Origin of the sequence: Bacillus coreaensis, assembly GCF_050586445.1 — a bacterium.
Classification (GTDB): domain Bacteria; phylum Bacillota; class Bacilli; order Bacillales; family Cytobacillaceae; genus Robertmurraya_A; species Robertmurraya_A coreaensis.
Window position 1 is genome coordinate 25,970 of sequence record NZ_JBOCCY010000010.1, and the last position, 15,139, is coordinate 41,108.

General features: G+C 38.7%; 17 protein-coding genes. 15 read left to right on the top strand and 2 right to left on the bottom strand.

Annotated elements, in window-relative coordinates; genetic code table 11:
* Positions 1–12 precede the first annotated feature (12 nt).
* From ACQ5H4_RS15425 to ACQ5H4_RS15485, 13 genes are all read left to right on the top strand, one after another.
* Complete coding sequence (locus ACQ5H4_RS15425) at positions 13–681, top strand: sulfite oxidase-like oxidoreductase (protein WP_430775897.1); 669 nt, start codon at positions 13–15, stop codon at positions 679–681.
* Positions 674–1,402: a nucleoside phosphorylase gene (locus tag ACQ5H4_RS15430; RefSeq protein WP_430775898.1), complete on the top strand. Its 729-nt coding sequence runs from the start codon at positions 674–676 to the stop codon at positions 1,400–1,402. Before ACQ5H4_RS15425 ends, ACQ5H4_RS15430 begins: the two co-directional genes overlap by 8 nt.
* Positions 1,403–1,550: 148 nt before the next feature.
* On the top strand, positions 1,551–1,859 hold the full coding sequence (locus ACQ5H4_RS15435) for a hypothetical protein (RefSeq protein WP_430775899.1): 309 nt from the start codon (positions 1,551–1,553) through the stop codon (positions 1,857–1,859).
* Between the two features lie 115 nt (positions 1,860–1,974).
* A complete protein-coding gene (locus tag ACQ5H4_RS15440; RefSeq protein ID WP_430775900.1) occupies positions 1,975–2,841 on the top strand; it encodes a glycoside hydrolase domain-containing protein in 867 nt (288 codons plus the stop codon).
* 195 nt (positions 2,842–3,036) lie between these two features.
* Complete coding sequence (locus ACQ5H4_RS15445) at positions 3,037–4,209, top strand: M20 family metallopeptidase (protein ID WP_430775901.1); 1,173 nt, start codon at positions 3,037–3,039, stop codon at positions 4,207–4,209.
* Between the two features lie 169 nt (positions 4,210–4,378).
* On the top strand, positions 4,379–5,146 hold the full coding sequence (locus ACQ5H4_RS15450; protein WP_430775902.1) for a transporter substrate-binding domain-containing protein: 768 nt from the start codon (positions 4,379–4,381) through the stop codon (positions 5,144–5,146).
* 36 nt (positions 5,147–5,182) lie between these two features.
* Positions 5,183–5,842 carry an amino acid ABC transporter permease gene (locus tag ACQ5H4_RS15455; protein ID WP_119706937.1) on the top strand — a complete coding sequence of 220 codons (660 nt, stop codon included), beginning with the start codon at positions 5,183–5,185 and terminating at the stop codon, positions 5,840–5,842.
* A complete protein-coding gene (locus tag ACQ5H4_RS15460; RefSeq protein ID WP_430775903.1) occupies positions 5,835–6,557 on the top strand; it encodes an amino acid ABC transporter ATP-binding protein in 723 nt (240 codons plus the stop codon). Before ACQ5H4_RS15455 ends, ACQ5H4_RS15460 begins: the two co-directional genes overlap by 8 nt.
* Before the next feature lie 176 nt (positions 6,558–6,733).
* Complete coding sequence (gene kduI, locus ACQ5H4_RS15465; protein ID WP_430775904.1) at positions 6,734–7,564, top strand: 5-dehydro-4-deoxy-D-glucuronate isomerase; 831 nt, start codon at positions 6,734–6,736, stop codon at positions 7,562–7,564.
* Positions 7,565–7,603: 39 nt separating this feature from the next.
* Positions 7,604–8,380 carry a 2-dehydro-3-deoxy-D-gluconate 5-dehydrogenase KduD gene (gene kduD, locus ACQ5H4_RS15470; RefSeq protein WP_430775905.1) on the top strand — a complete coding sequence of 259 codons (777 nt, stop codon included), beginning with the start codon at positions 7,604–7,606 and terminating at the stop codon, positions 8,378–8,380.
* A 25-nt stretch (positions 8,381–8,405) separates the two neighbouring features.
* On the top strand, positions 8,406–8,852 hold the full coding sequence (locus tag ACQ5H4_RS15475) for a NanQ anomerase/TabA/YiaL family protein (protein WP_430775906.1): 447 nt from the start codon (positions 8,406–8,408) through the stop codon (positions 8,850–8,852).
* 197 nt (positions 8,853–9,049) lie between these two features.
* Positions 9,050–10,042: a 2-keto-3-deoxygluconate transporter gene (gene kdgT / locus ACQ5H4_RS15480; RefSeq protein WP_430775907.1), complete on the top strand. Its 993-nt coding sequence runs from the start codon at positions 9,050–9,052 to the stop codon at positions 10,040–10,042.
* Between the two features lie 63 nt (positions 10,043–10,105).
* Positions 10,106–11,059, top strand: a complete 954-nt coding sequence (locus tag ACQ5H4_RS15485; protein WP_430775908.1) for a sugar kinase — start codon at positions 10,106–10,108, stop codon at positions 11,057–11,059.
* A gap of 37 nt (positions 11,060–11,096) precedes the next feature.
* Here the strand turns inward: ACQ5H4_RS15485 and ACQ5H4_RS15490 are convergent, their stop codons facing one another.
* Complete coding sequence (locus ACQ5H4_RS15490) at positions 11,097–11,861, bottom strand: IclR family transcriptional regulator (RefSeq protein ID WP_430775909.1); 765 nt, start codon at positions 11,859–11,861, stop codon at positions 11,097–11,099.
* A gap of 159 nt (positions 11,862–12,020) precedes the next feature.
* On the opposite strand from ACQ5H4_RS15490, the gene ACQ5H4_RS15495 reads away from it, so the two are divergent.
* On the top strand, positions 12,021–12,692 hold the full coding sequence (locus tag ACQ5H4_RS15495; RefSeq protein ID WP_430775910.1) for a bifunctional 4-hydroxy-2-oxoglutarate aldolase/2-dehydro-3-deoxy-phosphogluconate aldolase: 672 nt from the start codon (positions 12,021–12,023) through the stop codon (positions 12,690–12,692).
* A 149-nt stretch (positions 12,693–12,841) separates the two neighbouring features.
* Entirely contained in the window at positions 12,842–13,780 is a 939-nt protein-coding gene (gene mmuM / locus ACQ5H4_RS15500; protein ID WP_430775911.1) for a homocysteine S-methyltransferase, read from the top strand.
* 1,025 nt (positions 13,781–14,805) lie between these two features.
* Here mmuM and ACQ5H4_RS15505 read toward each other — a convergent pair.
* Entirely contained in the window at positions 14,806–15,129 is a 324-nt protein-coding gene (locus ACQ5H4_RS15505) for a FlxA-like family protein (RefSeq protein ID WP_430775912.1), read from the bottom strand.
* Between the last annotated feature and the right edge of the window lie 10 nt (positions 15,130–15,139).

The window sequence follows — 15,139 nt, forward strand, 5'->3', positions numbered from 1 at the left end:
GGAGTGAAACACATGAGCTTAAATAAAGCAGATAGAATTAAACGAACAAGAGTACCAGTAGCCGATCCCAAGCATGCGAAGCGGCTTCCACCTGGACAAGCGTTAACGGAGCGTTTTCCGATTTTGTATGAAGGAGACGTACCTGTTTACGATTTGGAAAAGTGGGACTTAAAGGTTTTTGGTGAGGTAGATAAAGAGGTTGTACTCACCTATAAGCAAATAAAAGAAATGCCTGAAACAACCGTGACCGTTGATATTCATTGTGTTACTCGCTGGTCTAGATTTGATAATCAATTCACGGGAATAAAGTTCAGTGATTTCTTAAAGGCATTAGAGATCACTCCTAAAAGTAAATACGTGATGCTTCATGCAGACCATGACTATACAGCAAATATAGCATTGGCTGATTTGTTACATGACGACGTTCTTCTTGCTCATTCGTTTGAAGGAGAGCCATTAACAGATAAGCATGGGTGGCCATTAAGGCTTGTGGTCCCTCATCTGTATTTTTGGAAGAGTGTGAAATGGATTAGAGGAATTGAGTTCATTGACGAAAATACACCGGGATTTTGGGAACAAAATGGATTCCATCTGAATGGAGACCCTTTTAAAGAGGAACGTTTTTCAGGAGAGGACCTTCCAATTTCGGAGGATGAATGGGAGCGAAAAGACTTTGACTAACTTTCTGCCAAACCTTAAATTATCATCTGATTGTTTACCAGAGCGGGTCATTGTTTGTGGAGATCAAGCACGGGCGAAAATCATTGCAGAATTAATGGACAATCCAACCAAATTAGGTGAGAACCGTGAATACCATAGTTATTCAGGTAGCTGGAAAGGAACAAAAGTAGCAGTGGTTAGTCACGGAGTAGGATCACCGGGGGCAGCCGTCTGCTTTGAGGAGTTAATCATGGGTGGTGCACAAACAATCATTCGTGTTGGGACGGCTGGCTCTTATCAAAAAGATGTGCAGCCTGGTAGTCTAGTCATTAGTACAGCCGCTGTAAGTTGTGATGGACTAACAAAACAAATCGTTCCTCCTGGGTTTCCAGCTGTTGCTGATCGGAGCATTGTGGAGGCATTAACAAAAGCAGCCTCACCTAATGTGGAAGAGCTATTGGTAAAAGAAGGTATGACACTTACTCTTGATGCGTTTTATTCTGGTGTTCTCGAATTCCCGCACCAATTATATAAAAAAGCAGGAGTTGTGGCGGTTGAAATGGAAAACTCAGCTCTTTTTGTTATTTCGTCCTTGAAGGGAATTAAAGCGGGAGCTATTTTAGCGATTGATGGCTTTGCAGATGCGGAACTTCGAGAAGAGTATAATCCTCATAATGAGGTAGTCGGTAGAGCAGTGAATGCAGGAATGAAAGTGGCTTTAGACGCTATTATACAAGTGTAATTCAACTAGCGTATGTTGAAGAGGAAATGACCTTCACTTTTAGAGTGGAGGTCATTTTTTTTAGGCTCGTACACTTTCTAGAATCAGGTTTAACCTCTGACCTCTCGCGGGTATGAAGTCTTTAACACTCGCAGCGGGAGGGATTATAGTGGAAGTACTCAACTGGATTGGGTTACTTATTATCCTTTTAGTAGGGGGGATGATTTGGTCAAAACTGACTTGGAAAACCATCATGGTCGGTTCAGACATTCGTACAGAAGAAGCCATTAAAGATAAATATCGACTATATAAATCTGAAAATATACGTTGCCGGTTGAAAAAAGAGGTGCAGACCCCTATTGTTACTGGAGTAAATCCAGTGGTAACCAATCATGTGGATCCACATACGAGCTCATCCATTCTTAAGCTACTGGTTCATCGAAGAGATATTTATAAAGTCAACCAATTGAAGTCTTAGTATAAAGGGTATTCAAAGTCACAATGAAGTGCTCCTGAATACCCTTATTGTTTTTCTAAGGTTCATTTCCGCCCAAACGGTTTTTCCCCTACTTGAATAGGTTGTTGTCAAGGGGGTGAATCATTTGAAATGGGGGAATTTCTTGCTCATCTTCATTAGTGCTTTAGTTTTATTACTGATTCCAATCTTCTATTTTCAATCTGATTCAAATGAATCCAGTCAAAATCAAAATGATGCTACTACCGTAAGTACAAAAGAGCAACAAAATAATAATAAGGAAGAAAATGGAAATAATGAAGATGGAAATGAAAAAGCTAACACAACTATCGATCCAAACGCTGATTTTTGGGGAGTCGATTCTGCATCATATACGACAGATGAGCTATACGCTTGTGTAAATGAAAATTTCGGAAAACCTTCTGTTTGGGGTAGATATCTAGGAACGATTGATGGCGTTTCTAGTGGGTTAACAATAGAGGAAGTAGAATATTTGCATTCAAATGGAGTAAAAATCCTTCTTATCAATAATCAATTTAACAATGCAACTGGTTATGAAAACGGGGTAGAGCAAGCGAATATTGGAATCTCTTTGGCTGGAGAGTTAAATGTGCCAGAGGGAGTAGCTATATTTGCAGATATTGAACCAAATTATCCTGTCGATTCGGCCTTTATTCAAGGCTGGTTTGATACGATGATGAACTCTCCTTATGAACCAGGAATCTATGGTGTATTCTCTCCGGAGAGTGCATTAGTTAATGCGTACCAAGCTTCAATAAACGAAAATCAAGAGATACAAAATAAGGTCATTCTGTGGACGGCCTATCCTCATATAGATGTTACCACTCAAGCAAATGCACCAGAAAATGTGGCTGAAGCTCCTGAAGGTTCATTGCTGTATGGTTGGCAGTATGGGATTGATGCAGCAGCATGTAATATAGATACAAACCTTTTTAAAGGCAGTTTATTCGATTTTCTTTGGTAATTATACGAATCAAAAACCCTCTTTCCTTAAAGAAAAGAGGGTTTTTTGTATATTTAATAATATTAACTAATAAATATGCTGGAATTTCGAAGTGATATATATTATATTAGAAAAATAGTAAAAAAGTTGAATAAATATTTAATGCTATGTAATTTTATAAATATATCTCTATCAACATATAAAGGAGTGTTACTAATGAACAATCAATTAAAACAACATTTAGAAACGATACAAAATAAGCTATGGGATATGAGCGATTCCATTTACCACGAGCCTGAGTTAGGTGATCAAGAATATAAATCTATGGAAAAACTGGTCGCGTTTTTAAAGGAGCATCATTTCGCAGTGGAAACAGGAATTGTCGGTCGGGCGACTTCCTTTAAAGCGGTATACGACAGTAAAAAAGAAGGACCTACGATCGCCTATCTATCCGAGTATGATGCACTTCCTGGAGTAGGACATGGATGTGGCCATAATATGATAGGAACAATGAGTGCAGGTGCTGGCGTTTTGCTGAGCAAATTGGTTGATGAGATAGGTGGACGAGTGGTTGTTCTTGGAACGCCTGCTGAAGAAACGAATGGAGCAAAGGTTCCAATGGCGGAGCAAGGGATTTTTGATGATATTGATGTGGCTATGATATTGCACCCAGCTGATGAATCCTATGAAAGTGGGGATTCCTTGGCAATGGATGCGATTCAATTTGCATATTCAGGTCAGTCAAGCCATGCGGCCGCATCTCCTGAGAAAGGAATCAATGCTCTTGATGCAGTGATTCAGCTCTTTAATGGTATTAATGCCCTTCGTCAGCATGTGACATCAGATGTTCGGATTCATGGAATTATTAAAGAAGGTGGCATTGCTGCTAACATCGTTCCTGATTATTCAGTTGCCCAATTTTATGTACGAGCGAATAACCGTAGCTATCTAGATGAAGTCGTTCAGAAAGTGAAAAATATTGCCCATGGTGCGGCATTAGTAACAGGGGCAACAGTTGAAATTACCAACTATGAACTTAGTTACGACAACATGCTAACCAATCAAACGCTATCTGACCTTTTTACAGAAAACCTACTTGCTACAGGAGTGGAAAAGGTATTAAAAGCAAAGGACTCATATGGATCCATTGATATGGGCAATGTAAGTCATGTTGTCCCTGCTATTCATCCGTATATTGGACTTGATTCACCGGGTCTGGTTGCTCATACAAAAGAGTTTGCAGATATCACCATTACTGAGAATTCTCATCAAATCTTAAGTAAAGGGGCACTTGCGCTTGCCTCAACTGGTTATGAATTACTTACGAATAAAGAAATCTTTGAAAAAGTGGTAAACGAATTTTTAGAAATGAAAAGAATGAATGGATAATCGTATTGATTTGTTAAAATAATAAAATTATAAATACAGTTCGAAGAATAATCTGAATATTTTTATATTAGAAAAGCTACTTTTCAAAACTATATGCATGTGTTATTATTCATTCAGATGAATAATTATTCGTATACATCATATAAACGTTATATTAGGAGGAAACAACATGAAAAAGTTCGGTTTACTTATTACTTTAATTTTAACGTTAGCATTGGCAGCATGTGGCCAAAATAATGAATCTGGTAACGGCGAAGCAGGAGAGGACAAAAAGGTATTAACGATGGGAACCTCTGCAGATTTTGCTCCATTTGAATCTCGTAACACATCTGGAGAAGTAGAAGGCTTCGATATTGATTTAGCTAAATACATTGCAGATGAATTAGGCTATGAGCTGAAAATTGAGGATATGAAATTTGATGGACTAATTGGAGCACTACAAGCAAATCGTGTAGATCTAGTATTATCGGGAATGTCTGCTACAGAGAAGCGCGCTCAGAACGTTGATTTTTCTACTCAATATCATCACTCAGGTGAAATGTTTATCACATTAAAAGACTCTGAAGTGACATCCCTTGAGCAGTTAGAAGGAAAAACGCTTGGAGTTCAGTTAGGTACAATTCAAGAAGAGGGTGCTCGTAAACTTCAGGAAACAGTTGATTTTGAAATCAAGGCTGTTGACAACGCAACCATCTTGATTCAAGAATTGCAATCGAACCGTATTGATGTAGCATACTTGGATAAGGCAGTAGCTACAGGATATATTAATGAGCAAGGATTAGCAGGATTTGATGATCCTACTTCAAGCTCACCAGGAATGGCGGTTGCTTTTCCAAAGGGCAGTGAACTAGTTGACGAAGTAAATCAAGTCCTAAAGGAAATGGAAGAGAACGGGAAGCTAGACGAATTAAAAGTGAAATGGTTATCAGAAGAATAGGCTTAGCCAGAAAAATATTAAAGTGAGGTGTAAGGCATGAATTTGGATTTTAGCCAAATTGTGCCTTATATTCCTTTTATCTTAGAAGGAATATGGGTTACATTACAGTTTGTCATTATATCAATTATATTTGGTTTTATTTTAGGAACGGTCTTAGCATTATGTAAAATCTCAAAAATAAAAGCATTAAACTGGTTTGGGGATGCATACACATCCATTTTCCGTGGAACACCATTAATTTTGCAGTTAATGATCATTTATTTTGCGATTCCACAATTAACGGGCTATGATATTTCTCCATTTTTATCAGCTATCCTTGCATTTGGACTAAATTCCTCTGCCTATGTATCGGAAATAATCCGTGCGGGAATTCAAGCAGTTGATAAGGGACAAACAGAGGCTGCTCAAGCTCTTGGAGTACCTTATCGATTGATGATGAAGGACATTATTTTGCCACAGGCTTTAAAAAATATATTACCTGCACTCATGAATGAATTTATTACATTAACGAAGGAATCGGCTATTGTGTCAACTATTGGTTATTTAGATCTGATGCGCCGAGCTCAAGTAGTCGGAGCGGATATTTATCGAAACTTTGAACCATTAATTTTTGTAGGAGTCATTTATTGGCTACTGGTTATGGTATTAACGATCATTGGGAAAGTTGTTGAAAGGAGGTTGAAGTTCAGTGATTAAAGTGGAAAACCTCTATAAGCAATTCGGTGATAATGAAGTACTAAAGGGTATCACGACCAATATTAATAGTGGTGAAGTTGTTTCGATTATTGGACCATCTGGGTCTGGAAAATCAACTTTTCTTCGCTGTATTAACTTATTAGAAGTGCCAACGAAGGGGACCATATCGATAGATGGTCAAAGTATTACAGATAAAAATACAAATATACTTAAGGTTCGTCAACAAATTGGAATGGTTTTTCAGCATTTTAACTTGTTCCCTCATTTAAATGTTCTTGATAACTTAACGTACGCTCCAATCAAAGTAAAAGGAGAAACGCGACAAGTAGCGGAAGAAAAGGCTCGTAATTTGCTTGCGAAAGTGGGACTTACAGAAAAGGAAAAAGCATTTCCTAGTAACCTTTCAGGTGGACAAAAACAGCGTGTTGCGATTGCTCGTGCTCTAGCGATGGAGCCGAACTTAATGCTGTTTGATGAGCCAACCTCCGCACTTGATCCTGAAATGGTTAAGGAAGTACTGAATGTAATGAAGGACCTAGCAAAATCAGGTATGACGATGGCGATCGTTACTCATGAAATGGGATTTGCACGTGAAGTGGCTGACAGAGTATTATTCCTTGATGGTGGAGTATTACTTGAAGACGCAAATCCAGCTGAGTTTTTTAGTAATCCAAAAACAGCGAGAGCGAAAGATTTCTTAGAGAAGGTATTATAAAATATAGTTGTGTTAAGGGCTATCCAAATGGATGGCTCTTTTTATTTTTTATTAGATGTAAAAAATGTTCATATTTTTGCCAAATTATAGTTGGCATTTTATGTGTGAAAACGCTATAATTAATTTATGGAACAATATACCACGATGTGGAACGACTAGAAAAGGAGATGTAATTTATGGAAATTAGATACTCGACACACCCAGATCATGCCAAAACATTTACTAATGAAGACCTTAGAAAGCATTATCTTGTTGAAGACTTATTTGTGCCTGGTGAGATCAAGCTTACCTACTCAATGGAAGACCGTGTTATTATCGGTGGAATTACCCCAACAAATGAAGCGATTTCTTTAGGTGGCTACGATGAAATTAAGGCTAACTACTTTTTAGAAAGAAGAGAAGTGGGAATCTTTAACGTTGGAGGTAACGGAAAAATTACTGTCGACGGAGAAGCTTATGAGATGGAAAATAAAGACTGCTTGTATGTGGGATTAGGGAAGAAGGAACTTCTTTTTACAAGTGAATCAGCTGAAAATCCAGCAAAGTATTATTTATTCTCAGCATCAGCTCACAAGGAGTATCCTGTGCAGCATGTTTCATTTAAATCCATTGAAGGTGATCGTTTGGGAGCTCTTGAAAGTGCGAACGATCGTGTGATTCGTAGAATGATCCACAATGAGGGAATCCAAAGCTGTCAAGTGGTAATGGGGATGACTCAGTTAAATACAGGCAGTGTATGGAACTCGATGCCAACTCATACTCATGATCGCAGAATGGAAACCTATCTGTATATCGATTTGGACGAAAATGCTAGAATGTTCCACTTTATGGGGAAGCCAACTGAAACAAGACATATCGTGATGAAAAATGAACAAGCGGTGATCTCTCCGCCTTGGAGCATCCATTGTGGTGCTGCAACAAGTAATTATACTTTCATTTGGGCAATGGCTGGCGAAAATAAGACCTATAACGATATGGACCAAGTGACTATGGATCAACTAAAGTAATTTAAAACTAAAAATAATGAAATAGGAGTGTAATAAAATATGAGTTTACAAGATTTTTCATTAGACTTTTTTAGCCTACAAAATAAGGTAGCTATCGTAACTGGTGGAAATACTGGTCTTGGCCAAGGGTATGCGGTCGCACTAGCAAAAGCTGGAGCAGATTTATTTATTGTTACGCATGACACAAATTGGGATGAAACGAGAGCGTTCATCGAAGAGACAGGAAGAAAGGTTCATTTCCACCAGGCAGATCTAACGAATAGAGACTCCTTAAAGAAAGTAGTAGAGGATTGTCTAAATGTGTACGGCAAGATAGATGTTTTAGTAAATAATGCGGGAACCATTAGACGTGCTCCTTTACTAGAGTACAAGCAAGAAGATTGGGATGCCGTAATGGACATTAACCTAAACGCTGTCTACTTTTTAAGCCAAGAAGTGGCAAAAGTAATGGTTGAGCAAAATTGGGGAAAGATCATTAACATTTGCTCTATGCTTTCGTTCCAAGGTGGGAAGTTTGTTCCTCCGTATACTGCTAGTAAGCATGCGGTTGCGGGAGTTACGAAAGCGTTTGCTAATGAACTGGGACAATATAATGTTCAGATTAATGCGATTGCACCAGGTTACATTGCAACAGCTAATACAGCACCTATTCGTGCAGACGAACAGCGTAATGCGGAAATTCTTTCACGCATACCAGCCGGACGTTGGGCGGATCCTTCCGATCTAATGGGAGTTGTTGTGTTTTTATCAAGTAGAGCTTCAGATTATATGAATGGATCAATCATTGCGATTGATGGTGGTTGGTTAGCACGTTAATAAATCTCAGAAAGGAAAGATTAGGGTGATTACAGGAAAGTTAGAAGATATCAGAGAAAAGGCTGTTTTAGATGAGAAGGTTTTATCAAAGTTAGAATTCCTAAAAGGTGACTTTTCACAATATACAGCCGGGCGTTATGAAGTGGATAATCACTCGTTCTTCTTCTTAAACGAATACGAAACAAAAGAGGAAGAAAGCTGTTTTTGGGAAGCGCATAGGAAATATTTAGATATCCATTATATTTTAGAAGGAAAAGAGAAAATTGCGGTTGACCATATAGGACGCCAGCAAGTGAAGGAAGAATACGATGCAGAGAAGGATGCCATCTTTTTTAAAGGAGATGTCCTCTCTGGAATCACAATGAATCCTGGAGATGTGATGATTTGCTTTCCTGAAGATTCACATATGACAGGCTTAATTGCTCAAGAAAAACAAAAGGTGAGAAAAATAGTGCTTAAAGTGGAGTTATAGGGACAGACACAGAAGAATATGGGATGAAACGTTAAGGCGGCCAAAGGTTGGCAGACCTAAGGAATAAGCCACCTCTAACATTTCAAATTGTTTTTTGAAACTTAAAGATAGCATAAAATTGACAATTATTCAATCATCTCAAGTTCTTTTGCGTGAAATTTACCTATATAAAAATAAGAAGGGTAAGGTAATGCAAAATGAAAATCATGAAGTCAATGGAAAAGATCCCTGGCGGATTAATGCTTGTTCCACTATTTTTAGGAGCAATTATACACACACTTGCACCAACCTCAGGAGAATATTTCGGGTCGTTCACTAATGGATTAATGACGGGAACCGTTCCTATTTTAGCGGTATGGTTTTTCTGTATGGGTGCAGGCATCAATATAAAAGCAACAGGTACAGTATTAAGAAAGTCTGGAACACTTGTATTAACGAAAATTGCAGTGGCGTGGGTTATTGCCATTATTGCCTCCATGTTTATGCCAGATGGCGGAATTCAAACAGGATTATTTGCAGGTTTCTCAGTCCTTGCTTTAATTGCCGCCATGGATATGACAAACGGTGGACTATATGCTTCTATCATGCAACAGTATGGAACGAAAGAAGAAGCTGGAGCATTTGTATTAATGTCACTTGAATCTGGTCCATTAGTAACGATGTTGATTCTTGGTTCAACGGGTTTAGCAGCATTTGAACCACATGTGTTCGTAGGAGCAGTTCTACCTTTCTTAGTCGGTTTTGTACTTGGAAATTTAGATAGTGATTTAAAAGATTTCTTTAGCAAAGCTACTCATACCATGATTCCGTTTTTCGGATTTGCACTAGGAAACACAATTGATTTAACGGTCATTGCAAAAACAGGTCTTGCCGGTATTATCCTAGGTGTACTTGTAATCATTGTAACTGGTATTCCGTTGATTTTAGCAGATAAATATATTGGTGGCGGAAATGGTACGGCGGGACTAGCTGCATCTAGTACAGCAGGCGCGGCTGTTGCAAATCCTATGATAATTGCCAATATGAAGCCGGAATTTATGGATGTTGCTCAATCAGCAACTGCTTTAGTAGCGGCATCCGTAATTGTCACATCCATTCTAGTACCAATCTTAACAGCCTATTGGTCTAAATATATGAAAAAGAAAAACAAAGGCAATGTAAAAGAAGATATCAACGCAACTGCTGTCTAAAAGTAGCTAAAGAGAGGCATATCACAGTATGTCTCTCTTTAAGTAAAGGGGAGAAGGGGAAGTATGAGTAAAATCATTACAATCGGTGAACCGATGGCTCTCTTCGTAGCAGAGCAAAGAGGTTCTTTAGAAGAAGTGAACCGATTTAGTCGGTTTGTTGCAGGGGCAGAGGTGAATTTTTCGATCGGAATGTCCCGATTAGGTCATGAGGTTACCTACATTACCCAACTTGGGAAAGATCCTTTCGGTAAAAATATAGAGAAGTTCCTTCAACAAAATGGGATTGATACAACCTATGTTAACTATGAATCAAAATATGTAACAGGTATGCAATGGAAGCAGAAAGTGGAAGTGGGAGACCCAGAAGTATTCTCTGCAAGGAAAAACTCTGCGGCATCTCATATGAGTAAAGAAACAATTAAGAATGTAAGCTGGGACGGATATGATCATATCCATCTAACTGGTATACCACCAGCATTATCGGAAGACTGCAGAGCGGCTGTCTATGAGTTATTGAGAGTGGCGCGAGAGAAAGGAGTTCAAATTTCTTTTGACCCGAATTTACGTCCAGGACTGTGGCCAGACCAAAAAGAAATGGTGAGGATTATTAATGATTTAGCGTGTCTGGCTGATATTGTTCTACCTGGCATTGCAGAAGGAAGGCTATTGACAGGCTGTGAAGATGAGGCTGAGATTGCACAGTTTTATCATGCTGCTGGAGTGAAAACGGTAGTTATTAAATTAGGAGCAAAGGGAGCTTTCACAAGTTCTGAAGGGAAGCAGTTTTATACAGAGGGTTTCCCGGTAGAAAAAGTCGTTGATACGGTTGGCGCTGGTGACGGTTTTGCCGTTGGTGTAGTGAGTGCTTTGTTAGAAGGCCAAAAAATAGAGGATGCAGTGGTACGTGGAACAGCAATTGGAGCTTTAGCGGTTATGTCTCCAGGTGACAATGATGGGCTACCTGATCGAGCGGAACTAAGCTCATTTATGGAAACGAAAAGAATAAACATAAAGTAAAAAATTTCCTTCCCAGTAAGGGAAGGAAATGGCTTTATCAAGAACCAATATAACCTAGATTCCTAGAAATATCTAAGCTAGTCTGTCTCATCTTATCTATTAATGTATCGTTTATTTTATCCATCGTCACACGATTGCTAGGACCAGAGATACTAAAACTAGCAATAATCTTGCCTGTATGATTGTAGATCGGTGCGGCGATACATCGTATTCCTTCTTCGTTTTCTATATTATCCAAGGCGTATTTTTGTTTTTTTATCTTATTTATTTCTTCTCGAAGTCCCTCAGGGGTTGTGATGGTTGATTCTGTCTTAGGGATAAAATTCACCTTTGAAATTAATTCTTCAAAATGGTCCGACTCCATACCTGAATATAAGATTTTCCCGACAGCAGTGCAATACATTGGCGCACGGTTTCCGACACGTGAGAACATTCGAATGGTTTGATTGCTTTCAATTTTATCAATATAGACAATTTCACCACGGTCTTCGATGCATAAATGGACGGTTTCATTTACATCATGGGAAAGCCTTTCTAGGTAAGGTTTTGCCGTATTCACAATGTCATTATTATTTAAAATATTTCTTGAGAGAAATAGTACTTGCAATCCTAATTTATACTTGTCGGATTCCGAATCTTTTACGACATAGTTCATATTGGATAATGTTGCTAAAAGCCTGTGGACGGTGCTTTTTGATAGACCAACTTGTTCAGATAAACGGGCAATTTGTATTCCATCTGGATAATCTGAAAGCTTATTCAAAATAGTTAAGGCTCTTTCAAGTGATTGGACGTTGGACACAGTCGGTTACCTCTTTCAATGGGATTTATATATGTAGAATGAATAGAACTTTTTATTTAAAAATTTAAAACGCCGTTCTACTATATGATACGGCAGCGTGAGAGTTTTGTAAATTTAATAAAAAATGTTTCATAAAATATATAAAAAGTGGGGATTCACATGAATAAAATCAATGTTCTATCAAAGGTTTCAGAGTGTGGAGTAGTGGCGGTAGTGAGAGCAGAGACGAAGGAAGAAGCAGTAACAATCTCTAAAGCATGTATTCGAGGTGGTATTAAGGGGATAGAAGTCACTTTCACTGTAAAAGGTGCCGATGAAGTAATTAAAGAGTTAACATCTTTATATAATCAGCAAAATGATGTTGTAATCGGAGCTGGCACAGTACTTGACTCAACTACTGCTAGAATAGCCATCCTTGCAGGGGCACAGTTCGTAGTCAGTCCTTCCTTTGATGAAGAAACGGCAAAAATATGTAATCTCTATCAAGTCCCTTATATGCCAGGTTGTATGACAATCACTGAGATGAAGCGAGCTCTTGAATCTGGTGTTGATATTGTAAAACTATTCCCAGGGAACAATTTTGGCCCTGATTTTGTTAAGGGAGTAAAAGCACCACTTCCACAAGTGAACATCATGCCAACAGGTGGTGTTAGTCTTGAAAATGTGGACCAATGGATTAAAAACGGCTGTGTAGCAGTCGGAGTAGGAGGAAATCTATTAGCACCAGCTAAGACGGGAGATTATGACCTTATTACGGAGTATGCAAAACAGTATGTTGAAAAAGTTAGAGCTGCACGTGGGGAAGATGTGTTAGAAGTAAAAACACTATAAAGATTAACAAAGGGTATTCAAAGTAACAGTAGTTACCATCTGAATACCCTTTGTTTTGTTAAATTCTAAATATTCTTGACAATAGTTTTGTAGATTGGTAAGGTTGAAAAAAATTCTATCCAGTGTTGAGATGGAAGGAGTCATATACGTTGAAACAAACAAACCCAATTGACGCTATTTTACAAGAGCATTCACTTATTATAGTAGATGGAGCAATGGCTACCGAACTTGAATCCCAAGGATGCAATTTGGATGATCCTCTATGGTCAGCAAGTGTGTTACTAGAGAATCCGCAGATGATTTATCAAGTGCATTTAGACTATTTTCGGGCAGGTGCAGATTGTGCGATCACTGCAAGTTATCAAGCAACAGTTGAAGGATTTGCTAAACGTGGTTTACAAGAGGAAGAAGCTTTGGAATTGATAAAAAAGACAGTTGTGCTTGCGAAGAGTGCAAGAGATGACTTTTGGCAAGAAAATCCACAATCTGATAGACCTAAACCATTAGTAGCTGCCTCTGTTGGTCCATATGGTGCGTTCTTAGCAGATGGCTCAGAGTATGTTGGGAACTATGGAGTGAGCGATCATGTCCTTAGAGATTTTCACCGTCAAAGAATGACGGTACTGATTGAAGCAGGAGCTGATATTTTGGCATTTGAAACCATTCCTTCCCTTCAAGAAGCGAAAGTATTAATTTCTTTATTGAAGGAGTTTCCTGGAACTTATGCCTGGCTATCCTTCTCCTTGAAGGACGAAAGGTCAATAAGTGAAGGTACATTGTTACAAGAATGTGCTAAACTGGCAAATGAATGTGAACAGATTGCTGCGGTTGGCTTCAACTGTGCTCCATTAGATTATGTTACAGGAGCCATTAGCAATCTTAAAAGCTACACAGACAAACCTATCATTGTTTATCCGAACTCTGGAGAAACGTATGATCCCGAGACAAAAACTTGGCACGGTCAAGAATCATGCCATACGCTCGAGTCGAAATCAAAAGAGTGGTACGAAGCTGGGGCTCGATTAATTGGAGGATGTTGCAGAACATCACCAAGAGATATTAAAGCTGTAGCGGGAAAGTGGCGCTAATTTCCGAGGAAATATCAAAAACTTCGTGGGGATTTACCATGATTCGCTAAAAATATATACATCCATATTTCAAAAAATGCAAAAGGGTTCGTTTTCGGGTGCATACGTATAAAATGACACAGAAAATAGCGTGCGAATTTTGACTCACGCTATTTTCTTTTTTAGTTTAATTGGCATTCGAAAGGATACACTTATTAACAATGATAATACTTGTTTGTACAGTTAAAATATGTTTTCAATTTTAATTTCCAATAGAATCATTTTAAATGTATTAAACCACTTAAACTTAAAGTATCGGGTCCGGTTTTCAAAGGTTAATTCCATCAAGTCCAGTCCGAATAGCAACTGGATTCGGACACCTCAAGGTAATATCATGGAAATCCAGTCCGAATAGCCGTTGGATTCGGACACCCCAAGGTAATATCATGGAACTCCAGTCCGAATAGCAACTGGATTCGGACACCCCAAGGTAATATCATGGAACTCCAGTCCAAATAGCAACTGGATTCGGACACCCCAAGGTAATATCATGGAAATCCAGTCCGAATAGCCACTGGATTCGGACACCCCAAGGTAATATCATGGAAGTCCAGTCCGAATAGCCACTGGATTCAGACACCCCAAGGTAATATCATGGAAGTCCAGTCCGAATAGCAACTGGATTCGGACACCCCAAGGTAATTTCTTAGAAGTCCAGTCCGAATAACCACTGGATTCGGACACCCCAAGGTAATATCATGGAAGTCCAGTCCGAATAGCCACTGGATTCAGACACCCCAAGGTAATATCATGGAAGTCCAGTCCAAATAGTCACTGGATTCAGACACCCCAAGGTAATTTCTTAGAAGTCCAGTCCGAATAACCACTGGATTCGGACACCCCAAGGTAATATCATGGAACTCCAGTCCAAATAACCGCTGGATTCGGACACCCCAAGGTAATTTCTTAGAAATCCAGTCCGAATAGCCACTGGATTCAGAACCCCAAGGAAATATCATGGAAGTCCAGTCCGAATAGCTTATGAACTACAGCCCTTGACTTAATAACCGAGCTTCCTCGCTGATCTCAACTGTATCCTCTAGTGGCGTTCTAGCAGAAGATGTTTGTTGCACATTAGAGTTAGAATTAGTTCCTTGTAGTCTTTGAATTTCTGTTTCGATTTGCTGGATTTGTTTTTCAAGCTGTTGTACCTCTTTTTGCTTTTTGTCCGCGTCTTCTTTAGATGCTTTTACTTTTTCCATTTGGTTTTGAAGTTGTTGCTTTTGCTTTTCTAATGCTGCAATAGAAGTGCTTGATTGATTCGTAGAATTATATGCTGTAGAACCTGATAAAATGGAATATATTTGCATAATTTAGTAC

Bases quoted from the DNA above. Each gene is read 5' to 3' on its own strand.
- ACQ5H4_RS15425 (WP_430775897.1), top strand. From the start codon at position 13: ATGAGCTTAAATAAAGCAGATAGAATTAAACGAACAAGAGTACCAGTA.
- ACQ5H4_RS15445 (WP_430775901.1), top strand. From the start codon at position 3,037: ATGAACAATCAATTAAAACAACATTTAGAAACGATACAAAATAAGCTA.
- ACQ5H4_RS15450 (WP_430775902.1), top strand. From the start codon at position 4,379: ATGAAAAAGTTCGGTTTACTTATTACTTTAATTTTAACGTTAGCATTG.
- ACQ5H4_RS15455 (WP_119706937.1), top strand. From the start codon at position 5,183: ATGAATTTGGATTTTAGCCAAATTGTGCCTTATATTCCTTTTATCTTA.
- kduI (WP_430775904.1), top strand. From the start codon at position 6,734: ATGGAAATTAGATACTCGACACACCCAGATCATGCCAAAACATTTACT.
- kduD (WP_430775905.1), top strand. From the start codon at position 7,604: ATGAGTTTACAAGATTTTTCATTAGACTTTTTTAGCCTACAAAATAAG.
- kdgT (WP_430775907.1), top strand. From the start codon at position 9,050: ATGAAAATCATGAAGTCAATGGAAAAGATCCCTGGCGGATTAATGCTT.
- ACQ5H4_RS15485 (WP_430775908.1), top strand. From the start codon at position 10,106: ATGAGTAAAATCATTACAATCGGTGAACCGATGGCTCTCTTCGTAGCA.
- ACQ5H4_RS15495 (WP_430775910.1), top strand. From the start codon at position 12,021: ATGAATAAAATCAATGTTCTATCAAAGGTTTCAGAGTGTGGAGTAGTG.
- ACQ5H4_RS15505 (WP_430775912.1), bottom strand. From the start codon at position 15,129: ATGCAAATATATTCCATTTTATCAGGTTCTACAGCATATAATTCTACG.